The sequence below is a fragment of the Acinetobacter sp. CY05 genome (genome assembly GCF_059515805.1).
Genome location: NZ_JCAKMW010000013.1, coordinates 26,185 through 48,141, shown reverse-complemented (window position 1 = coordinate 48,141; position 21,957 = coordinate 26,185). Strand labels below are relative to the sequence as shown.

Genomic DNA, 21,957 nt, shown 5'->3' with positions numbered 1-21,957 from the left:
GAATAACAATGAACAATAGTGTGAAAGATTTTATTTTTGGGGATGGTAATACCATGAATTTATTGCGTCAGTTTTCGATGGCAACGGTAGCAATGGCAGTCATGCAAGTGGCAAACGCACAGGTGAGCATTACCAATATTGTGCCTATGCAAGTACCTAACCAAGGCACCGAAATTCGTGTCATGTTTAATGGTATTCCCCCTGAGCCACAAGCATATCAACTCGAAAACCCATCACGTTTGGTGCTAGATTTTGAGAAAGCCACACAAACCTTAAAACAAAATAAGATTAATATTGCCACCAAAGAAGCCAGTAATCTTGAAGTGATGTCAGATGCGCAGCGTGCGCGTTTAAACATTAATTTGGCTGATGCCGGTGCCTTTACCACGCGTGTAGAGGGCAATACTTATATCCTTAAAATTAATCCAACCACAACAACAGCTGCATCAGTCGCGCCAGTGGCTGCAGTTAAAGAAACCCAAGGCATTACCAATATTGGTTTTGAGCGCGGGGCTGCAGGCGAAGGCTTGGTGGTGATTGATCTTGCAGGACCGAATACCCCTGTAGATGTACAGCAACAAGGCAGCAAAATTGTGGTACGTACCCTAGGTAATAAAGTCCCGACTCACCTCGCACGTCGGTTAAATGTCAATGACTTTGCAACACCTGCTTCAACCATTGATGCACAAAACAGTGCTGGCAGTGGTGTTATTACCATTCAAACCAGTGGTAGCTATGAATACATGGCATATCAAGCAGAAAATAAGCTGACCATTTCGGTCAAACGCCCTGTTGACCGTAGTACTGCGACAGCACAACAGGCGGTAACACGTACCGTACAGCACTATAACGGCAAAAAAATCTCGCTGGATTTCCAAGACATTGAAGTACGCCGTGTACTACAGCTCTTAGCTGACTTTACCGGCATTAACATGGTGGCGGCAGATACAGTACAAGGCAACATTACTTTACGCTTAAAAGATGTGCCATGGGATCAAGCTTTAGATATTATTTTAAAGACTAAAAACTTAGATAAACGTCGTAATGGCAACGTGATTTGGATTGCACCTTTGGCGGAATTGACCAAAGCTGAAGAAGAAGAAGCCAAAGCGATTGCTCAAAGCATTAAATTGGCACCACTGCAAACTGAATATATTCAGCTCAACTATGCTAAAGCTGCTGATATTGAAAAATTGATTGTTGAAGGTCGTAATGCCAGTAATCGTGGTGGCTCAAGTAATAACAGTGCAGATAGCGACTTACTTGGTGATAGCGTAGGTTCACTCCTCAGCCCACGTGGTACAGCATCGATTGATCCACGAACCAATACTTTAATTATTAACGATACTTCAGCCAAAATTGATCAAATTCGTAAAATGATTGATTTACTTGATGTCTCGGTAAAACAAGTGATGGTCGAAGCGCGTATTGTGCGTGCCTCAACGGATTTCACCAAAGAAATGGGGGTGAAGTGGGGCTTGGTGTCACAAGGGATTAACAAGAATAATAACTTGTTGGTAGGCGGTAGCGATCAAACCCTATGGGATTTACGCGGTGAGCCAAATGAAAACGGTGGCTATGATATCCAACGTCCAGATAACTTAAACGTCGATTTAGGTGTAGCAAGTGCAGCAGGTCGAGTGGCGTTTGGTTTAATTAGCTTGTCTGACTTTATGTTGGATCTTGAGTTATCTGCACTACAATCAGATGGTTATGGTGAAGTCATTTCTACACCAAAAGTATTAACTGCTGATAAACAACAAGCTAAAGTGGCCTCTGGTCAACAAATTCCGTATCAAACCACCACCACCACAGGTGGCGGGACCACTGCTGATACCCAGTTTAAAGATGCGCTGTTAAGTTTAGAAGTCACACCAAGTATTACCCCCGATGGCAAAGTGCAAATGCAGCTATTAATTAATAGCGATTCGCCATCAGGCACAGCACCTAATGGTGAAATCATTTTAAATAAAAATGAAATTAACACCAATGTGTTGGTCAATAATGGTGAAACTGTAGTACTTGGCGGGATCTTTGAACAAGAAACTCAAACCCAGCAAACCAAAGTGCCATTTTTAGGTGATTTACCTTATGTGGGGCGTTTGTTCCGTAAGGATTTGAAATCTGAAGATAAGCGTGAGCTATTGATTTTTGTTACACCGCGAATTGTTAATGACAGTGTTTCAAGAAATCATTAATATATTTTCAATTTAAGCAAAATTAATAGGTGACTCCTTGCCAAGCAAAGAGTTTGACACCCTGCCAAATATCTATTTGGTAGGGCCGATGGGGGCGGGTAAGACCACGGTTGGTCGACATTTAGCAGAGCTGTTAGGACGTGAGTTTGTCGACAGTGATCACGAAATTGAGCGTAAAACCGGTGCCGCCATTCCATGGATCTTCGAAAAAGAGGGTGAACTTGGCTTCCGCGGTCGTGAAACGGCAGTGATTGATGAACTTACCGCACGCTCAGAGTTGGTGGTCGCCACTGGGGGAGGTGCAGTGACCCAAGCACCTAATCGTCAATTCTTAAAACAACGTGGTATTGTTGTTTATCTCTATACTCCTGTCGAAATTCAACTTCAGCGTACTTATCGCGATAAAAACCGTCCTCTCTTACAAGTTGAAAATCCGGAACAAAAGTTACGGGAACTACTTGATATACGCGATCCTTTATATCGTGAAGTGGCACATTACATTATTGAAACCAATCAAGGTGCAGCGCGTGATTTAGCGCAAAAAATCCTGACCTTGATTGTTCAAGCACCTCAAGCACAAGTTAAATAAGCGATCTTTAATCATGCAAACTTTACACGTTGAACTCGGTGATCGTCGTTACCCGATCTTTATTGGCAGTGACTTAAATCCACAAGTATTACTTGAACCTTATATCAAAGGTCGTCAGGTGATGATTGTCAGTAATACCACGGTTGCACCGTTGTATTTACAGCATTACGTGACTGCTATTGAAGCCTTAGGTAAAACGGTAGCAACGTGTATTTTGCCAGATGGTGAAAAGTTTAAAAATATTGAAAATTTAAACTTAATTTTTGATGCTTTACTGGAAGCTGGCTTTAACCGTGATTGTACGGTGCTGGCTTTAGGTGGTGGTGTGATTGGCGACATGGCAGGCTTTGCCTCTGCTGCGTTCCAACGCGGGGTGTACTTTATTCAGGTACCCACCACATTATTATCACAAGTTGATTCAAGTGTGGGGGGCAAAACCGGGATTAACCATCCTTTGGGTAAAAATATGATTGGTGCCTTCCAACAGCCACAAGTGGTGTTGGCAGATATGTCACAGCTCAAAACCTTACCCCCACGTGAATTATCAGCTGGCTTAGCCGAAGTCATTAAATATGCCTTATTGGGTGATATTGAGTTTTTAGCATGGCTTGAACAACATATGGATGCTTTAGTTGCAGGTGATGCTGAATTATTGGCCGAAGCGGTGTATCGTTCATGTGCGCATAAAGCGCGTATTGTCGCCAATGATGAAAAAGAGCAAGGCGAGCGCGCCTTGCTTAATTTAGGACATACCTTTGGTCATGCCATCGAATCTTATTTAGGTTATGGTGAGTGGCTGCATGGTGAAGCGGTAGCGACGGGTATGGTGATGGCAGCAGATCTATCGCAACGTATGGGCTGGATCTCTATGGATGATTTAGAACGTACAAAAAAAATCATTTCTCGCGCCCAATTACCGATTGTTTGTCCTAAAATTCCACTAGATGAATTCTTAGGATTTATGGCGCATGATAAAAAAGTGCTCAATGGTCAACTGCGTTTGGTGTTAATGCAGCAGCTGGGTCAAGCCATCATCACGAAAGAATTTGATGTAGAATTAATGCAACAGGCAATTTTAGCCAATCAAGAATAAGGTTATCCATGGCAGCAATCCGTACTTCTAAGCAAAACATGCACAATACTATATGGTTAGTATGCGGATTGCTGTGCTTACTCTTGGGCTTGGTGGCTTGGGCAATAACCGACAAAGATCAATTACAGGTGGTAGAAACCAAAGCCGAAACCGAAGTGGCTGTACAAATTCAACCTGAAAAAGTTGCAGCAACGACGCATTTAGGCGGGTTGTTAGAGGAAGTACGCCCTTTAGAAATGACTACACGAGTGGTGGCAACGGGCCAGCATGAAGCTGAATTCCGTGGTAATAAATTTATTGAAGACAATAAAAACAAATATGTTGTTGAGTTATTCCGGGTCTCGGAAGAACAGATCATTAATACTTTTTTAAAGAAGCAAGAGTCACGTAAAGATTATCGCTATATTCGTTTAAGCGGTGAGAATCAAGCCGAACAATATGTATTGTTATACGGTTTATATGACAATGAAACGGAAGCTAAAAATGCGTTGGCTACCTTAGCTATCAGTTTGCCTAAATCTGTAGCGCCACATGTTGCACAGGTCAACAGCTACAAAGATTTTGTCAATGATATGGGTTCAGATGAGCTTGGCTTAAATCAAAAACTGTATGCAGTCAAATTGCGTCCTGTTGCAGTGCCTATCGTTGATGAAACAGTATTGGCAGAAGCCAAGCGCAGAGCCTTACTCAATCAACAACGTCTAGCTGCGCAGGCAAAAAACAATATGAGCACCAATCCAAGAGCTCAAAGTAATACTCAAGCGCGTGAGCCGGCACGTCCACGTCCAGCACCAAATCCAGAAGCTCCTGCGATAAGTCCAGATAAAGCCACTACATCAACGACTGTGGTACGCCGAGATCAACATGGCAATGTAGTGGATGTCGAGCAAAGTCACAGTCAAAGCCAACAATAATGCATGAACTACGTCACAATAGAGTGCAAATTTGAGTTGAAAATTTGTTCTAAAATGGCGCAGAGTCAGTTATAACTAGAATTAAGTGCCCATCTATGGTGCAAAAAGAAGCATAAATCCAATCTTGCTAACGAAGTAAAAAACAAATATTTCGAGATATAAACGTATTAACAGCAAAATAAAAACATTGGCATTCTTTTTGCTTAATTGGTGCATGAATTGAGTAAATGTCCCCGTTTTGGCGCGACAGACTGCAAAAACTGTGCACTGCACTGCTTTAAAAAAGTGCTTTGATCCAATCCTCAGTTATGTCAGTCAAACAAGGACCACACCCAACAAAAAATGAACTGTTAATTGCCCATTTATGGGCCCTGCAAGAAGGGTACGCTATGCACATGCCATCGCCTCACAATGTAGCTCCCACTCAAGGTTTATACCAACCCGATGAGTTTAAAGATAACTGTGGTTTCGGCTTAATCGCTCATATGCAGGGTGATGCTAGCCATGACTTAGTCCAGACCGCCATGCATAGTTTAAGTTGTATGACCCACCGTGGTGGTATTGCCGCAGATGGCAAAACAGGTGATGGTTGTGGCTTATTATTGGCTATGCCAAAAGCTTTCTTCCGTGAAGAAGCAAAAAAAATTAGTGATATCACCTTAAGCGAAGTCTTTGCTGTAGGTACAGTGTTCTTAAATTTAGATCCTGCACTGGCTGCACATGCCAAACAAATTCTAAGCAAAGAAATTGAAGCAGAAGGTTGCCGTGTGATTGGTTGGCGTATTGTCCCAACCAACAACGATGCTTTAGGCTCAATTGCCATGCAGTCTTTACCTGCATTTGAGCAGATCTTTGTCAACTGCCCAATGGGTGTCACTGAAGTTGAGTTTAACCGTAAGCTGGTTATGGCGCGTCGTCGTGCGGAACAGCAAATCAATGATCCATACTTCTATGTCACGACTTTATGCTCAACTGTAATTAGCTATAAAGGTTTGATGATGCCGGTGTATATTGCCGACTTCTATTTAGACCTTGCTGATCCACGTTTAGCTTCACATATTGTGGTCTTCCACCAACGTTTCTCAACCAACACTTTACCGCGTTGGCCATTGGCGCAGCCATTTCGTTATTTAGCACATAATGGTGAAATTAACACCATTACCGCCAACCGTAACTGGGCCGTGGCACGTACCCCAAAATTTGAAAACCCACTGTTACCGGGCATCACCGATTTAAATCCAATCGTTAACCGTACTGGTTCGGATTCTTCAAGCTTAGATAACATGCTTGAATTATTGGTGGGCGGTGGTATGGATTTATTCCGTGCCTTACGTATGTTAGTGCCACCAGCATGGCAAAACGTAGAAACCCTAGACGCCGACTTACGTGCTTTCTATGAGTTTAACTCGAAGCACATGGAAGCATGGGATGGTCCTGCGGGTCTGGTGATTCAAGATGGTCGTCACGCGATTTGTATGCTGGATCGTAACGGTTTACGTCCTGCGCGTTGGGTCATCACTAAAAATGGCTACATCACACTGGCTTCTGAAATTGGCGTTTGGGGCTATGAACCTGAAGATGTAATCTCTAAAGGTCGTGTTGGGCCGGGTCAAATCCTCGTGATTGATACCTTAACTGGTAAAATGTTGGATACCAAAGACGTCAACAATCATCTGAAAAACATGCGTCCTTACCGTGAATGGTTACGCGAAAATTCAGTGCGTCTACAAGGTAGCCCAGAACTCGAAGAACACTTATGTGATCAAGGCTTAAAAGGCGAGCAACTCAAAGCATCACAAAAAATGTTTATGGTAACCTTTGAAGAACGTGATCAATTGCTACGTCCAATCGCAGAAAGCGGTCAAGAAGCTGTAGGTTCGATGGGTGATGATACGCCAATGGCAGTGTTGTCGCGTCAAGTACGTCATGTGTCTGATTATTTCCGTCAACAATTTGCTCAAGTCACCAATCCACCCATTGATCCACTGCGTGAATCAATTGTGATGTCGCTTGAAACCTGTTTTGGTCGTGAGCAAAACGTCTTTGAGCAAAGTCCTGAACATGCAGATCGTTTAATTGTCTCAAGTCCAGTGCTATCCAATTCAAAAATGCATCAAATTCGTACCATTGGTCGTAAAGGCTATGAGATTGCCGATATTGATCTGAACTATGCAGAAACTGAAGGTTTACAAGCAGCAATTGCGCGTATTTGTGAAGAGTCAGCACAAGCGATTCGTGATGGTAAAACTTTACTTGTACTATCAGACAAGAAAATCCGTGAAGGCTATTTACCTGCCAATGCGATGATGGTGACAGGTGCGGTGCATCACCACTTAATTAATAGCGGTTTACGTACCGATGCTAACTTGATTGTTGAAACGGGTTTTGCCCGTGATCCGCATCAATTTGCCGTGTTACTTGGTTTTGGTGCCACAGCGATTTATCCATATCTTGCTTATGATGTGATTAATGACTTGATTGCTAAAGGTGAGTTATTGGGTGATCCAGTTTATGCACAAAATAACTTCCGTAAAGGCATTGAAAAAGGCTTACTCAAAGTCCTCTCTAAAATGGGGATTTCAACAGTTGCCTCATATCGTGGCGGTCAGCTATTTGAAGCTGTGGGTTTATCGAATGAAGTTGTCGACACATGCTTTACAGGTGTGCCAAGCCGTATTCAAGGGGCGACTTTTGTTGATTTAGAAAATGATCAGAAAAAATTAGCAAGTTTGGCGTGGAAAGCACGTAAGCCGATTGAACAAGGTGGTTTACTCAAATTTGTGTTTGATAAGGAATATCATGCCTTTAACCCAGACGTGATTAATGCCTTACATAAAGCCGTGCGCTCAGGCAACTATGCAGATTTTAAAGAATATGCACAGTTGGTGAACACACGTCCTGTTGCCACCATTCGAGACTTATTAAAGCTTAAAACAGACAACTCGATTCCAGTAGAACAAGTGGAATCCGTAGAAGAAATTTTACCGCGCTTTGACTCAGCTGGGATGTCCTTAGGTGCATTGTCACCAGAGGCACATGAAGCGATTGCCATTGCCATGAATACCATTGGCGGTCGTTCCAACTCAGGTGAGGGCGGTGAAGATCCAGCGCGTTACGGCACGATTCGTAACTCGAAAATCAAACAAATTGCATCGGGTCGCTTTGGTGTAACACCTGCTTATTTAACCTCAGCAGAAGTATTACAGATTAAAGTGGCACAAGGTGCAAAACCAGGTGAAGGTGGTCAGCTGCCGGGCGGTAAGGTAAATGGCTTAATTGCACGTTTACGTTATTCTGTACCAGGCGTTACCCTCATTTCGCCACCACCGCATCACGACATCTACTCAATTGAAGATTTATCACAGTTGATCTTTGATTTAAAACAAGTTAACCCACAGGCGATGGTGTCGGTGAAACTTGTTTCTGAGCCGGGTGTCGGTACGATTGCGGCAGGTGTGGCGAAAGCCTATGCCGATTTCATTACCATTTCAGGTTATGACGGCGGTACAGCGGCATCTCCACTTTCCTCAATTCACCATGCCGGTTCGCCATGGGAATTAGGACTGTCTGAAGCGCATCAAGCGCTTCGCGTTAATGACCTACGTGGCAAAGTACGCGTACAAACTGATGGTGGTTTAAAAACTGGCCTCGATGTAGTGAAAGCTGCCATTTTGGGTGCAGAAAGCTTTGGTTTTGGCTCAACCCCAATGATTGCACTGGGTTGTAAATACCTACGTATTTGCCACTTAAACAACTGTGCAACTGGTGTGGCAACGCAGCAAGACCATTTACGCCAAGAGCATTATATTGGCGAGCCACAAATGCTGATTAATTTCTTCACCTTTATTGCTGAAGAAACTCGCGAATGGTTGGCGGCACTCGGTGTTGCAAGCTTAAAAGACTTGATTGGCCGTACCGATTTACTAGAAATGTTACCGGGTGAAACCGATAAACATGCCCATTTAAATTTAAGTGCTTTACTTGAATCACATCCTGCGGCAGAAGGTAAAGCACAATATTGCCAAGTACAAGGCAATGAACCATTTGATAAAGGCGTGCTAGCCGAGCAAATGATTGCTGAAATGCTGCCTGCCATTGAAGCAGGTACAGGCGGCCAATACAGCTTTACGATTGGCAACTGTGACCGTTCAATTGGCGCACGGATTTCAGGTGAAATCGCGCGTCGTTATGGCAACTTAAGTATGGAAGCACATCCAGTCAAAGTGAACTTAACTGGTACTGCGGGTCAATCACTGGGTGTATGGAACGCGGGCGGCTTGCACATTAGTTTAGAAGGCGATGCCAACGATTACGTGGGTAAAGGGATGGCAGGTGGTCGCATCTCAATCTTCCCACCAAAAGGTTCACCGTTTCAAAGCCAAGAAACCGCGATTATTGGTAACACCTGTCTATATGGTGCAACAGGCGGTAAATTGTTTGCAGCAGGGACTGCAGGCGAGCGTTTTGCAGTACGTAACTCAGGTGCCTTTGCAGTGATTGAAGGTGCAGGCGACCACTGCTGTGAATATATGACCGGTGGTATTGTCACAGTGCTGGGTAAAGTCGGGCATAACTTCGGTGCGGGTATGACTGGTGGTTTTGCCTATGTACTTGACCTCGATAACGACTTTGTCGATCACTATAACCATGAGTTGATTGAACTCAACCGTATTTCTACAGAAGCGATGGAAGAACATAAAGCCTTCTTACTGCGCATCTTAGATGAACATATTCAAGAAACAGGTAGTGCTTGGGCGTACAAGATCCGCCATGAGTTTGATTACTATAGTCGTAAGTTCTGGTTGGTAAAACCAAAAGCTGCTAACTTACTGACTTTACTAAAAACAACTCAAGCAGATCCACAATAATTCCACGAGCAAGACAAAGGCAGATGTCAGCCTTAACCTAAAACAGCTGACATCCACCGACGGAGACAGATATGGCAGAGCGCCTAAATAATGACTTTCAGTTTTTGGATGTAGCACGCCAAGACCCTGAGAAAAAAGATATCGATGTCCGCAAAGCTGAGTTTGTGGAAATTTATAAACCCTTTACAGCAGAGGTGGCTAAAAACCAAACCCATCGCTGTTTAGGTTGTGGTAACCCGTATTGCGAATGGAAATGCCCAGTGCATAACTATATTCCAAACTGGCTGAAACTGATTGCAGAAGGACGCATTTTCCAAGCGGCTGAATTGTGTCATCAAACCAACACCTTACCTGAGGTGTGTGGTCGTGTGTGTCCACAAGACCGTTTATGTGAAGGTGCATGTACTTTAAATGATGGTTTTGGTGCGGTGACCATTGGTAATGCGGAAAAATATATCAATGACACCGCCTTTGCTTTGGGCTGGCGTCCAGATATGTCGCATGTGAAATGGACCGATAAAAAAGTCGCCATCATTGGTGCAGGGCCTGCGGGTCTGGGCTGCGCAGATATCTTGGTACGTGCTGGCGTACGCCCTGTAGTGTTTGATAAACGTCCTGAAATTGGTGGTCTACTCACGTTTGGTATTCCAGAATTTAAAATGGAAAAAGACGTGATGAAACGTCGCCGTGAGATTTTCACTGGCATGGGGGTCGAATTCCGTCTAAATACCGAAATTGGCACCGATATCACCATCGAGCAATTGCTTGCCGATTATGATGCTGTCTTTATGGGCATGGGCACTTATACTTATATGAAAGGCGGTTTTGCTGGTGAAGATTTAGAAGGCGTACATGACGCTTTAGATTTCCTGATTGCCAACGTGAATCGTACTCAAGGTTGGGAAAAAGACCCTGCTGAATATATTTCAGTCGAAGGCAAGAAAGTTGTAGTACTTGGCGGTGGTGATACCGCGATGGATTGTAACCGTACTTCAATCCGTCAAGGCGCAGAGTCAGTGACTTGTGCTTATCGTCGTGATGAAGCCAATATGCCGGGTTCACGCCGTGAAGTGAAAAACGCGCGTGAAGAAGGTGTTAACTTTGCTTTTAACCGTCAGCCCATCGAAATTGTCGGTGAAAATGGCAAAGTCACTGGGGTAAAAGTGGTGACTACTCAACTCGGCGAGCCAGATAGCCGTGGTCGTCGTAGCCCAGAGCCTGTACCGGGTTCAGAAGAAATTCTAGCTGCTGATGCAGTGCTTCTAGCTTTTGGTTTTCGTACCTCACCTGCTGATTGGTTTAATGATGTAAAAATTAATCTAGATGGTTCAGGTCGTGTAGTTGCACCAGAACAGCAAGAGTTTAAGTTCCAAACGTCTAATCCAAAAATCTTTGCTGGTGGTGATATGGTGCGTGGTTCAGACCTTGTGGTGACTGCAATCTGGGAAGGTCGTCAGGCAGCTGAAGGGATTTTAGATTATCTAGAAATCTAACAATTTAAATTCATTCAAGAAAAACCCGCACTCAGCGGGTTTTTTGATGCCTTTCATTGCCTTGAAAAATTTAGATTCAAAGCGCTAATGGGTCAGCGTTAGGCACTTCAAAAGGCCAATTAAATAAAAACAACAATTCCTAGAAATGTTTATGTCTACAATGCTTATAATTTCTACAACTACAAAAAAAGCATAGGATACAGCAGCATGAACTTTATGAAAAAATCAGCTTTAGTCATTGCCTTGGCAAGTACCTTAACTTTATCGGGCTGTGGCTATAACACTTTACAAGTCAAAGATGAAGCCGTCACTGCATCTTGGGCAGAAGTGCAAAACCAATATCAACGCCGTGCCGATTTAGTGCCAAACTTGGTTAATGTGGTGAAAGGCTATGCCCAACACGAACAGCAAGTTTTAACTGAAGTGACCCAAGCGCGTGCCAATGTTGCGGGTTTAAAAGTCGATAAAGAAGTTTTAGAAGACCCAGCATTATTTGAAAAATATCAACAAGCCCAAGCGCAAATGACCAGTGCTTTATCACGTTTATTGGCTGTGACTGAAAATTATCCTGATCTAAAAGCCAATGAGCAGTTCCGTGATTTACAAGTGCAATTAGAAGGCACGGAAAACCGCATTGCCGTGGCACGTAATCGTTATATTAGCAGCGTACAAGACTTTAACAGTTATTCACGCCAGTTCCCGCAAGTGATGACGGCAAAAGTGATTGGTATGAAAACCAAAGAAAACTTTAGCGCTGATGCCAATGCACAAAATGCACCACAGGTTTCATTTGACTAATACTTTCAACCTGTAGGAGACCAAGATGCTCATCAAAAGGTTGATTCATGTGATAGTACTGCTGCTGGTATTGTGCAGCAGTCAAGTTTATAGCAATGAAGCCACCGCAGTCGATTCAGGCGCAGATGCTGTGGTGTTGGGTAAAATCATTCAGCCCAAAGATAGCGCTACCGCAGCTGAGCCGAATCAAGCCGCAACAAACACAGCAACAACTGTTGCAAATGATTTAACAGAAGGTGAAACACGCAATTTACCCAGTTTAAATCAGCCAATTATCGATCAGGCCAATATATTAACCGCTGCAGAGAAGCAGCAGATTAGCCAAAGCATTCGGCAAATTCATGAACAAGGCAAAGCACAAATTGGCGTAATTATTGTACCAACAACAGGCCAAGAAGATATTTTTAGCTTTGCCATGCGTGTGGCTGAAGCATGGCAATTGGGTAGTGCTAAACGTGACAATGGCTTACTGATGGCAATTGCCGTCAATGACCGTCGTATACAAATTCTAACCGGTTATGGTTTAGAGGGTGTCATGCCTGACATCATCACTAGCCGTATTATTAACCAACATATTACGCCTTATTTTAAACAGAATCGTTATGCTGAAGGGATTGCTTCAGGCATTGGACAAATTCAAGCAATTTTAAATCAAGACCCAGAAATTGCCGCCCAAGCAGCGCAGGAGTTACAACAGCGTCAACAACAAGCTTTACATGAGCAACAAGCCCGTGAAAGCACCATGATGACTGCCTTATTTATTTTAGTGGCGGGTGTCATTGCCTCTTATATTGTGGGAAGGCGTTTAAGTGCCTCTACCGCAGCTGTAGCAGGCTTGGTGGCAGGTTTAGTCAATGGTGCAGGTTTAATCACCAGCTTATTGCTCGCAGGTGGTATTTTCGTATTGCTAATTAGTTCAATCGCGCAATTGGTATTGCAGATGTTTTTATCAGGTGGCGGCCGCGGTGGTGGCGGTGGATTTGGCGGCGGCGGTTATCGTGGTGGTGGCGGCGGCTTTGGTGGGGGAGGAGCTTCAGGATCATGGTAATCACAACAGAAACGACCAATATTGTCACACAACCCAAAACAGAACACTTCGCACAGCCAAGCTTTAAGCGTTGGCTCAAGCATTTTTTATTTATGCCAGCCACCAAACGCTATTTTAATCAACAAGATCAGCAAGCAATTACCACAGCAGTTGAACAAGCGGAACACGGCCATGTGGGTGAAATTCAAGTGGTGATTGAAGGGCATATTCCATGCTCACAAGCCTATAGACAAGATGTGAAAATGCGTGCTCGTGAATTGTTTGCTGAATTAGGTGTGTGGGATACCGAGTTTAATAGCGGTATTTTACTCTATATTAATTTATGTGAGAAAAGTGTTGAAATTGTGATTGATCGTGGTATTCGGCAAGGTACAGAGCAACAAGTATGGGACAAAATTTGTCAGCAATTACTTAATCAAATGCGCGAGCAGCAGTACAGAGAAGCTGTTGTTGAGGCAGTTTTAGCCATTGGTGAAGTATTAGATCAATTTTATGACCAAAAAGTTGTAGATTTGGATGACGAACTGGGTAATGCACCTATTTTACTAGGTTGAAAATAAGGTAAACAACTGACAATTTTTGTCAGTTGTTTACATAAAAGATACATTAAGCGAAATTTAAAAATAATTTAACTTTTAAATATAATAATAATATCAATAGCTTGTTTGCAATACAAACCAAGTATTTAACATTGGCATAACATTTGCTTATATTACAAAATATAAATAAACAAAAACATTTGTGGAGAATGTTATGAACGCTCAAAAAGGTTTTACCCTTATTGAATTAATGATCGTTGTAGCAATTATTGGTATTTTGGCTGCAATTGCGATTCCTGCTTATCAAGATTATATTGCTAAATCACAACTTGCAGAAATGTCTTCATTGGCTGGTGGTGCTAAAACAGCGATAAACACGAATTTGCAAAATAATTCATGTTTATCAAATGCTGCTGCTGAAAATACTTTCGCGGGCAAGTACGGTACTTTGGTGATTGATGAAGGTAAAACTCCTAGCACTGACTCGGGTAATACAGCTGCTTCTGGTTGTACTATGACTTATACAACGTTAGCATCTGCTTCATCTAAAATTGCAAGTACTGCTTTCCCGCTAACTATGCTAAATAATGGTAATGTTTATGTAACAACTGTTCCTGCAGGTATGGATAAATATGTACCTAAAGCAATGTTACCAGCTGCAGGTGGCACGACTACTCCTACTCCTACTCCTACTCCTACTCCTGCAGAGTAATATACTATCTAATTGTATGAATAAAAAAGGCTGCAAATGTGCAGCCTTTTTTATTTGTCTAAAAACAATACATAAAAAAGTTAAAATTTCTTATCATAAGCCTAAATTTTCCTCATTCTTCGCTTATGAAATTCTATCTCCTTTTAACGGCTGCAGTGCTCATGGCATTGGCATGGCTGTTACCTGTGCATTACCGGCCTTGGGTCACTTATACAGGCGAACTGTATGCTTTCCTTGCTTTAATTACTGTAAGTGCTATTTATCTTAAGCAAAATCTCATTATCCCTAAAGTTAGCTTGCCTTTATTAGGTCTAAGCTTAGTGCCTTTAATTCAATATGGTTTTGGGCAAGTCTTTTTCTTTGATAAAGCCTTACTATGCAGTATTTTCGTGTTTGGTTTTTGGCTGAGTATCACTTTGGGCTTTAACCTAGCTTCTGAATCTAAACAAGCCAGAGAAACGCTATTCACCAATCTTTGTTATTTGCTCACCGCAGTCGGTGCAGCAACGGCATTTATTGCAGTGTGCCAATGGGTCAATTTAGATGCTTACTTGCCAGGTATGCACAATATTAAAAGCTTTGGCGGGCGACCATACGCCAACTTTGCCCAGCCCAATAATATGGCAACTTTCTTACTGATGGCTTTGTTGGCCTGTTGGTATCTATACGAAAAACAAAAACTTGATAGTAAAGTCTTAAGCTTTATTGCAGCACTGATTGTCACAGGTGTCGTCCTTGGTCAATCACGTACCTCATGGGTGGCATGTTTATGTATCTTATTCTATGGTGCTTATCAATATTATAAAGGCGTACTGAGCCTAAAATGGTATTACGTCACGGCATGGAGCGCTTTATTTGTGGTTATGCTGATTTGGGCATTACCGCTAAGCGTCACTATTTTATCGCCATTTGCAGATAGCGCAGTAGCCAGTGGTGCAGGGGCAGTTGAATTATCAAAACGTGCTACGGGCGATATGTCGCGACTTGCCATTTGGCAGCAAATGTTACATGCCATTATGGAACAACCCCTTTGGGGCTATGGTTGGCATCAAACCAGTGTAGCCTACACTTTAATTAGTGATTACTTCCAAGGTCCAGTGTGGATTAGAAGCGCGCATAATTTTGTCTTAGATTTTTTGGTTTGGAATGGTCTAGTTATTGGCGTACCATTTTTGGCTTATTTTGCCTATTGGGGTCTACAATTATTACGCCGTGTGAAATCAGTAGAGTCAGTGATTGCCTTGCTGATGGTTACAGTATTTGTGGTACATGCCATGCTGGAGTTTCCGCAAAACTATGCCTATTTCTTACTGCCGATTGGTTTTATTATTGGAATCTTGCAAGCACAATCTACAACGCAGAGTTTCAGCCTTAGTCCGCGTTTTATGCAGGTGACGTTTGTGCTTGGTGTGGCAATTACAGCCTTAATCTATCGAGATTATGAAACGGTTGTGCCTAAGCTTAATCAATCCATGCGTTATGAAAAAACGCCTGAAAAGATCACCAATGATGATCGGGTGTATATGTTGGAAGAGTTTAATCGCCGTATTGAGTGGATTCGAATGAATCCTTATACGGCCTTAAATCAGGATGAGATCACCAAGATCAGTGAAATTGTACTGAACTACCCAACCACCTATGACTTATTCAAATACGCTAAATTATTGGCATTTAATGGCTATGAAGAAGAAGCTAAGCATCAACTCTGGTTATTACGTGAATTACGTGATTTAGATATTAGTTATCAAGAATTGACTGAGATACAACCCCAGTCTTAATTAAAAAAGCCCGCAATTGCGGGCTTTTTATTTTTCTTAGAGCTGGCTTTGAATATAGTTTGGTGTACCTACTTGTTCAGCAATATCTAACTGTGTTGTGGTCCAATCTAAATATTCTTCTTCTTTCTCTAAAATTTCCTGGACTAAATCACGTGTGACATAATCCATTGAGGTCTCCGCTAAGGCCACAGCTTGTTGTAGCGCTTCAATATTTTCTTTCACTTTGCGTACATCACAATTGAGTACTTCTAGCGTATGTTGACCAATATAGAGTTTGCCTAAATGTTGTAAATTTGGCAGACCCTCTAAAAATAAAATGCGTTCAATAATCTTATCAGCATGTTTCATCTGACGAATCGATTCTTTATATTCTGCTGAACCGAGTTGCTCAATACCCCAATCATTAAACATACGTGAATGTAAGAAATATTGGTTAATTGCGGTAAGGTGATGATATAGAACCTGATTTAATTGATGAATAACGTCACGATTGCCTTTCATTGCACCCACTCCAATCTATATGCCCTAAGGCTTTAATTTTAAATTAGAATAATGTTAAACAACAAATGATCGAATGGCGAGTAATTTATAGAACAGCAAATGAAAATCGCAATCAAAAACAACTGCTCGGTACATTTAGGCAATAAAAACCCGCCTAGAGTCATAAGCGGGGGAGGAGTTAATTTGCCTATAGGCTTATTGTTCTAATTATAAACATTAAGCTGCGACAGAGATTCTGGCAGCAATTTGTGCAACTTCTTCACTAATAATTGAACGTGCTTCTGGTGCACAGCGTCCACAGCAAGTACCAAGGTCAAGCAAATCACGAACTTCACGGTAATTTCCTGCACCATTCGCAACAGCATCTTTAATATCCTGATCGGTAATACCGCGACATAAGCATACGTACATCAGTCATCACATACAATGAAATAAGATAACTAGTATTATTGATAATTATTATCAATTGTCAATTTATTTCATCTTATTATTGGATAATGTTTGATTGAGTTTTTGAATTAAAAAACGCCACTCAATCGGTGGCGTTTATGCAGATTTTTTAAGTTATTGATTGATAATAACAACACCATCCATTTCGACCAAAGCGCCTTTAGGTAAGCTTGCTACACCTAAAGCTGCACGGGCTGGATACGGTTGAGCAAAGTATTCACCCATAATTTGATTGACAAGTTGGAAGTGTGAAAGATCAGTTAAGAAAATATTCAGTTTTGCGATATCTGCCAACGAGCCGCCAGCTGCTTCACATACAGCTTTTAAGTTATCAAATACACGGCGAATTTGCGCTTCAATGCCTTCAACCAATTCCATACTGTATGGATCTAAGCCAATTTGACCTGAAAGATATAAAGTATCATTCACTAAAATAGCTTGTGAATAAGTACCAATCGCAGCAGGTGCATTTTCGGTATGGATTACTTGGCGGGACATCAATTTCTCCTTATATCGTATATATATACATCATAGTCGATCAGCTCAGCTTGCAGAAGCATTATCGTTTAATTTGATTAACTTGCAACTCTATTAGACTCATTAATCGTGACAGGTTGAAACAAACGCCCAATACGTGGGAAGCCAAATTGCATACGTAACTCACGGATAATTTTTGCGATATGTTGGCGATTATTTACAACAATATTCACGTAAGTTTTGCCTTCATGCGGACGTACCATTTCAACGCCTGTATGTTCTTTACGACATTGATAAATTAAGTCAGAAATTTGCTCATCATTTAAGCTTATATCAATAGCTAAATAGGCTGTAAAGCTGACATCTTCGACCACATCATGATTTTTATTCCACTGTAATGGCATGATGTTTTCAGGGTGTAAATGTTGCTCATGTAATAGATTACGGCAACGCGCACGATGCACAATTAAACCGCGACGTGATAAATGGCCTTGAATTGGATCACCGAGCACAGGATTACAGCAATGTGCATATTTGACATCAACGCCTTCGGTGCCTTGAATGAGACGCTGGGATTCTTCACTATGATGATCTTGTGAGAATAAATGGTTGGCCACCAATTGAGGTAATAAATCACCTACCGCAATTTGCTCAAATAAACGCTCTTTGGATTCTAAGTGACGCCATTCAAGTAAATCGGTCCAATCATCGAGTGTAAGATCTTTAGTCGAGCGGTTAAATAATTTTAAAGCACGATCGAGGGCTTGTTGACCGACCAAACGCTGCTCTTCAATATCTTGTTCACGCAAAATGTTTTGTAAAGCACGGCGCGCTTTTTGGGTATTAATAAAACTCAACCAATCTGGGTTAGGTGAGGCTAAAACATCAGTAATAATTTCAATTACTTGACCATTAGATAACGCAGTCGAAAGTGATTTGATCTCACCGTCAATTTTAGCACCTACCGCATGGTTACCTAAAAATAGGCTGGCTGAATAAGCAAAGTCGACCACCGTGGCACCTTGTGGTAACTCATGCAAGTGACCTTGCGGTGTATACACCCAAATTTTTTCTTGGTGTAAATAATCGAGCAATTCATTAAACGTGGTTTTAGCACAATCACCATCGACCAAAACATTTAAGTTTTGCATAGATGCTTGAATCGCAGAACGACAAGCTTGCGGTGCATTTTCACCAAGTACCACACCAAAACGTGCTGCTTTACGCATCAGCTCAGTTTGAATGGTGAGCGAAAGCGTAGTTTTTTCACCTTTTAAGGTCATTAATAAAGATTGGTTGCCACCGGGTAATGGACGACGAATATGATCGGAATATTTTAGAACTTTGAAGTTTTCACGTAGCACTTCAGCCAAACGGTCACAATCGGCAATACTTTGTAAAATAATTTCAAAAGCATGACTATGGGTCAGCTCTTGTAGATTAATATCGTTTTTAACAAAGTGGCGCAGTAACTCAATATTATTATTTTTCTTTTTAATTCGGCCAATTAAATTCTGTTGTTCAAGTAAACTGCTCAGCTTACTTTCCCAAATCGCTTGATATTCACAACGCTTAGGCTTGGTTTGTAACAACACTTCTTGGATGTTGTTATACATATCTAAATCAAGATTCTGATAACACAGATGTTCTAAGTTATCTGCCATCTCATTCATACCCACAATGCGTGCCATCGGCACAAATACATCAAAGGTTTCTTGAGCGATACGTGCGCGTTTATCTGGACGCAGCGCATCTAGGGTGGTCATATTATGGTAGCGGTCAGAGAGCTTAATAATAATGACACGTGGGTCTTGTAAGGTAGCTTGCAAGATTTTACGGAAAGAGGCAGCTTTATTAAATTCTTTGTCACTAGAATGACTGAGTTTGGTGACACCATCGACCAATTCAGCAACTTTTTTACCAAATTTTTCAGTGATATCTTCTTTACTAAATTCAGTATCTTCAATCACATCGTGCAGCAATGCTGCCATGAGGGTTTCTGGATCAAGACGCATATGCGCTAAGATGCAGCTCACCGCGATAGGGTGTAAAACATAGGGCTCGCCACTTTTACGGGTCACACCATCATGTGCCATATCGGCATAATCACAAGCGTCTAGCACGCGCTCGACATCACGTTCACTTAAATAAGCGTCGATAATAGTTTTGAGCTGTTGCTTTGCTTGATTGACATCTGCACCTGGCATAGAACACCTTTACGATACACGTTTTGCGATAAGTGAATGGGTTAATCCTCTAATGAAATGTATTCTGCGACTGTTGTCAATTTTTTCAGGCAAAAAATACAAAAAATCTTCATAAGAGAGAAAAGGGTATAACTGATGTTATAGCGTTTCTTGGACAAATAGAAAAGTAGGGAGAATAAAAAAGCCTAGTATAAAACTAGGCTTTAGTTAGAAAGTTAATCTTATTGGAAAGAAAAACCATCTAAATTTAAGTTATTTGCAGAAAGTGCAAGATCAAGGCTTGAGGTTTGGTAGTCTTGCTCACGTTGTTTCAAAATGTCTTTTGAAACGTGACCCGCTGCAATCTCACGTAATGCAACAACTGTAGGTTTATCGTTGTCCCATTCTACGGTAGGTTCAATACCTTGACGTGCCAATTGACGCGCGCGTTTGCTTGCCACTAGTACAAGCTCAAAGCGGTTGTCTACATGGTCTAAACAATCTTCAACGGTTACGCGTGCCATAAGAATTCTCGGTTGAATAGTAAATTTAAACAGACTAAGCAGTATAAAAGTCTTTACTTAAATACTCAAGTTTTAATCACTCGCTTGCAGGCGTAATCAGCTTTTGAATTAGCTCACGGTGGCGAGTGGCTTGTTGTTGTAACACCAAGCGATTTGCGGTAATCACTGATTCTAGATCATGTAAGGCTTTGTTAAAGTCATCGTTAATAATGACATAATCAAAGTTACTGTATTGCTGCATATCTTCAACCGCACAGCTTAAGCGATGTTCAATCACTTCAACTGAGTCTGTGCCACGGTTTGATAGACGTTGGCGTAGATCAAATTGGCTAGGCGGTAAAATAAAGATTTGTTTTGATTCAGGAAAAAGTTTGCGTACTTGTTGCGCACCTTGCCAATCAATCTCAAGCAATACGTCATGACCTTTGGCAAGTTGCTCTTTTACAGTCGCTTGCGCTGTACCATAATAGTTACCAAATACTTCGGCATACTCAATAAAACCGCCTTCTTCAACCAGTTTTAAAAAGTCTTCTTTTTTTGCAAAGTGGTAATGTACACCGTCAAGTTCGCCAACGCGTTGACCGCGTGTGGTGTGGGAGACAGAAACGTGTAAATTATTCACACGTTCAAGCAATGCTTTAACAAGGGACGTTTTGCCCGTTCCTGATGCAGCAGAAACGACAAACAAGAGACCCGACATGATATTTTTCCTGATATGATAAAATATCTTCTCTATTTTAAAGTAGACAGCCACTAAACTAAATAGTCCAAGTGACTTTGTTTACATTTATTTCAAATCATTCATCCGAAACTAAAATGGGTATTGAGGATTCTATGGAAATTGTCTTGGCCAATCCACGTGGTTTTTGTGCAGGTGTAGACCGTGCAATTGCAATTGTAAATCGTGCCTTGGAATGCTTTAACCCACCCATTTATGTGCGCCATGAAGTGGTACACAATAAATTTGTGGTGGATGATTTACGTCAGCGTGGTGCGATCTTTGTTGATGAACTCGACGAGGTGCCAGATGACAATATTGTGATTTTTAGCGCACATGGTGTTTCTAAAGCAGTACAGCAAGAAGCTGAACGCCGTGGTCTAAAAGTTTTTGATGCCACTTGTCCTTTGGTGACTAAGGTACATATTGAAGTGACCAAATATGCCCGTGAAGGCATTGAAGCGATTTTAATTGGTCATGAAGGTCATCCAGAAGTGGAAGGCACGATGGGTCAATATGACAAAAAAAATGGCGGTCATATTTATTTGGTCGAGGATGAAGAGGATGTCGCCAACTTGGTGGTGAATAATCCTGAGCAAGTGGCGTTTGTGACTCAAACCACTTTATCTATTGATGATACTGCTAAAGTGATTGATGCCTTACGTCAAAAATTCCCAAATATTCAAGGCCCACGTAAAGATGACATTTGCTATGCCACACAAAACCGTCAAGACGCAGTACGTGATCTAGCTGCACAATGTGATGTGGTTTTAGTGGTGGGTTCACCAAACTCATCTAACTCTAATCGTTTACGTGAATTGGCAGAGCGTATGGGTAAACACGCTTATTTGGTTGATAATGCCGATGAACTACAACAAGCATGGTTTGCGACAGGGGCTAAAGTCGGTGTAACTGCTGGGGCATCAGCACCTGAAATTTTAATTAAACAGGTAATTCAGCGTTTACGTGATTGGGGTGCAACTCTACCGCAAGAGCTTGCAGGACGTGAAGAGAATATTACCTTTAGTTTGCCTAAGGAATTACGTATTCCTGTTACTCAAGCTTAAATTA

Annotated in this window: 18 protein-coding genes; 12 read left to right on the top strand and 6 right to left on the bottom strand. The window is 41.8% G+C overall.

From position 1 onward, the window contains the following. Nucleotides 1-8: 8 nt before the first annotated feature. The 11 genes from AC5YCD_RS10330 to AC5YCD_RS10280 all read left to right on the top strand — a co-directional run bounded on the left by AC5YCD_RS10330 (nt 9) and on the right by AC5YCD_RS10280 (nt 16,030). Nucleotides 9-2,198 (top strand): type IV pilus secretin PilQ, encoded by a 2,190-nt coding sequence (locus AC5YCD_RS10330; RefSeq protein ID WP_496129956.1) that lies wholly within the window; start codon nt 9-11, stop codon nt 2,196-2,198. Between the two features lie 37 nt (nt 2,199-2,235). Beyond that, complete coding sequence (gene aroK, locus AC5YCD_RS10325; RefSeq protein WP_496129955.1) at nt 2,236-2,787, top strand: shikimate kinase AroK; 552 nt, start codon at nt 2,236-2,238, stop codon at nt 2,785-2,787. A gap of 13 nt (nt 2,788-2,800) precedes the next feature. After that, nucleotides 2,801-3,880, top strand: coding sequence for a 3-dehydroquinate synthase (gene aroB, locus AC5YCD_RS10320; protein WP_496129954.1), 1,080 nt, complete (start codon nt 2,801-2,803; stop codon nt 3,878-3,880). A gap of 8 nt (nt 3,881-3,888) precedes the next feature. After that, nucleotides 3,889-4,794: a hypothetical protein gene (locus AC5YCD_RS10315; RefSeq protein WP_496129953.1), complete on the top strand. Its 906-nt coding sequence runs from the start codon at nt 3,889-3,891 to the stop codon at nt 4,792-4,794. A gap of 395 nt (nt 4,795-5,189) precedes the next feature. After that, nucleotides 5,190-9,662: a glutamate synthase large subunit gene (gene gltB, locus AC5YCD_RS10310; protein WP_496130001.1), complete on the top strand. Its 4,473-nt coding sequence runs from the start codon at nt 5,190-5,192 to the stop codon at nt 9,660-9,662. 71 nt (nt 9,663-9,733) lie between these two features. Next, nucleotides 9,734-11,155 (top strand): glutamate synthase subunit beta, encoded by a 1,422-nt coding sequence (locus AC5YCD_RS10305; protein ID WP_496129952.1) that lies wholly within the window; start codon nt 9,734-9,736, stop codon nt 11,153-11,155. Between the two features lie 207 nt (nt 11,156-11,362). Continuing rightward, on the top strand, nt 11,363-11,953 hold the full coding sequence (locus tag AC5YCD_RS10300; protein WP_496129951.1) for a LemA family protein: 591 nt from the start codon (nt 11,363-11,365) through the stop codon (nt 11,951-11,953). Nucleotides 11,954-11,978: 25 nt separating this feature from the next. Continuing rightward, nucleotides 11,979-13,001: a TPM domain-containing protein gene (locus AC5YCD_RS10295; RefSeq protein ID WP_496129950.1), complete on the top strand. Its 1,023-nt coding sequence runs from the start codon at nt 11,979-11,981 to the stop codon at nt 12,999-13,001. Beyond that, on the top strand, nt 12,995-13,555 hold the full coding sequence (locus AC5YCD_RS10290; RefSeq protein ID WP_496129949.1) for a TPM domain-containing protein: 561 nt from the start codon (nt 12,995-12,997) through the stop codon (nt 13,553-13,555). Before AC5YCD_RS10295 ends, AC5YCD_RS10290 begins: the two co-directional genes overlap by 7 nt. A gap of 199 nt (nt 13,556-13,754) precedes the next feature. Further along, nucleotides 13,755-14,252, top strand: a complete 498-nt coding sequence (locus AC5YCD_RS10285; RefSeq protein WP_496129948.1) for a pilin — start codon at nt 13,755-13,757, stop codon at nt 14,250-14,252. A gap of 125 nt (nt 14,253-14,377) precedes the next feature. After that, on the top strand, nt 14,378-16,030 hold the full coding sequence (locus AC5YCD_RS10280) for a PglL family O-oligosaccharyltransferase (RefSeq protein ID WP_496129947.1): 1,653 nt from the start codon (nt 14,378-14,380) through the stop codon (nt 16,028-16,030). Between the two features lie 36 nt (nt 16,031-16,066). Here AC5YCD_RS10280 and bfr read toward each other — a convergent pair whose 3' ends face one another. The 6 genes from bfr to gmk all read right to left on the bottom strand — a co-directional run bounded on the left by bfr (nt 16,067) and on the right by gmk (nt 20,868). Next, nucleotides 16,067-16,531 carry a heteropolymeric bacterioferritin subunit Bfr gene (bfr, locus tag AC5YCD_RS10275; protein ID WP_496129946.1) on the bottom strand — a complete coding sequence of 155 codons (465 nt, stop codon included), beginning with the start codon at nt 16,529-16,531 and terminating at the stop codon, nt 16,067-16,069. Between the two features lie 216 nt (nt 16,532-16,747). Next, nucleotides 16,748-16,942: a bacterioferritin-associated ferredoxin gene (locus tag AC5YCD_RS10270; protein WP_496129944.1), complete on the bottom strand. Its 195-nt coding sequence runs from the start codon at nt 16,940-16,942 to the stop codon at nt 16,748-16,750. A gap of 153 nt (nt 16,943-17,095) precedes the next feature. Next, on the bottom strand, nt 17,096-17,479 hold the full coding sequence (locus tag AC5YCD_RS10265; protein ID WP_122900069.1) for a RidA family protein: 384 nt from the start codon (nt 17,477-17,479) through the stop codon (nt 17,096-17,098). Nucleotides 17,480-17,556: 77 nt separating this feature from the next. Beyond that, entirely contained in the window at nt 17,557-19,665 is a 2,109-nt protein-coding gene (locus AC5YCD_RS10260; RefSeq protein WP_496129943.1) for a RelA/SpoT family protein, read from the bottom strand. A 221-nt stretch (nt 19,666-19,886) separates the two neighbouring features. Next, a complete protein-coding gene (gene rpoZ, locus AC5YCD_RS10255; RefSeq protein ID WP_067762989.1) occupies nt 19,887-20,168 on the bottom strand; it encodes a DNA-directed RNA polymerase subunit omega in 282 nt (93 codons plus the stop codon). A 76-nt stretch (nt 20,169-20,244) separates the two neighbouring features. Beyond that, entirely contained in the window at nt 20,245-20,868 is a 624-nt protein-coding gene (gene gmk / locus AC5YCD_RS10250) for a guanylate kinase (RefSeq protein WP_496129942.1), read from the bottom strand. A 134-nt stretch (nt 20,869-21,002) separates the two neighbouring features. On the opposite strand from gmk, the gene ispH reads away from it, so the two are divergent. Continuing rightward, nucleotides 21,003-21,953: a 4-hydroxy-3-methylbut-2-enyl diphosphate reductase gene (gene ispH, locus AC5YCD_RS10245; protein ID WP_496129941.1), complete on the top strand. Its 951-nt coding sequence runs from the start codon at nt 21,003-21,005 to the stop codon at nt 21,951-21,953. Nucleotides 21,954-21,957 lie beyond the last annotated feature (4 nt).

Excerpts from the sequence above, each read along its gene's own strand:
- AC5YCD_RS10330 (WP_496129956.1), top strand. The coding sequence starts at position 9 with ATGAACAATAGTGTGAAAGATTTTATTTTTGGGGATGGTAATACCATG.
- aroB (WP_496129954.1), top strand. The coding sequence starts at position 2,801 with ATGCAAACTTTACACGTTGAACTCGGTGATCGTCGTTACCCGATCTTT.
- AC5YCD_RS10315 (WP_496129953.1), top strand. The coding sequence starts at position 3,889 with ATGGCAGCAATCCGTACTTCTAAGCAAAACATGCACAATACTATATGG.
- gltB (WP_496130001.1), top strand. The coding sequence starts at position 5,190 with ATGCCATCGCCTCACAATGTAGCTCCCACTCAAGGTTTATACCAACCC.
- AC5YCD_RS10305 (WP_496129952.1), top strand. The coding sequence starts at position 9,734 with ATGGCAGAGCGCCTAAATAATGACTTTCAGTTTTTGGATGTAGCACGC.
- AC5YCD_RS10300 (WP_496129951.1), top strand. The coding sequence starts at position 11,363 with ATGAACTTTATGAAAAAATCAGCTTTAGTCATTGCCTTGGCAAGTACC.
- AC5YCD_RS10295 (WP_496129950.1), top strand. The coding sequence starts at position 11,979 with ATGCTCATCAAAAGGTTGATTCATGTGATAGTACTGCTGCTGGTATTG.
- AC5YCD_RS10290 (WP_496129949.1), top strand. The coding sequence starts at position 12,995 with ATGGTAATCACAACAGAAACGACCAATATTGTCACACAACCCAAAACA.
- AC5YCD_RS10285 (WP_496129948.1), top strand. The coding sequence starts at position 13,755 with ATGAACGCTCAAAAAGGTTTTACCCTTATTGAATTAATGATCGTTGTA.
- AC5YCD_RS10280 (WP_496129947.1), top strand. The coding sequence starts at position 14,378 with ATGAAATTCTATCTCCTTTTAACGGCTGCAGTGCTCATGGCATTGGCA.
- bfr (WP_496129946.1), bottom strand. The coding sequence starts at position 16,531 with ATGAAAGGCAATCGTGACGTTATTCATCAATTAAATCAGGTTCTATAT.
- AC5YCD_RS10270 (WP_496129944.1), bottom strand. The coding sequence starts at position 16,942 with ATGTACGTATGCTTATGTCGCGGTATTACCGATCAGGATATTAAAGAT.
- AC5YCD_RS10265 (WP_122900069.1), bottom strand. The coding sequence starts at position 17,479 with ATGTCCCGCCAAGTAATCCATACCGAAAATGCACCTGCTGCGATTGGT.
- AC5YCD_RS10260 (WP_496129943.1), bottom strand. The coding sequence starts at position 19,665 with ATGCCAGGTGCAGATGTCAATCAAGCAAAGCAACAGCTCAAAACTATT.
- rpoZ (WP_067762989.1), bottom strand. The coding sequence starts at position 20,168 with ATGGCACGCGTAACCGTTGAAGATTGTTTAGACCATGTAGACAACCGC.
- gmk (WP_496129942.1), bottom strand. The coding sequence starts at position 20,868 with ATGTCGGGTCTCTTGTTTGTCGTTTCTGCTGCATCAGGAACGGGCAAA.
- ispH (WP_496129941.1), top strand. The coding sequence starts at position 21,003 with ATGGAAATTGTCTTGGCCAATCCACGTGGTTTTTGTGCAGGTGTAGAC.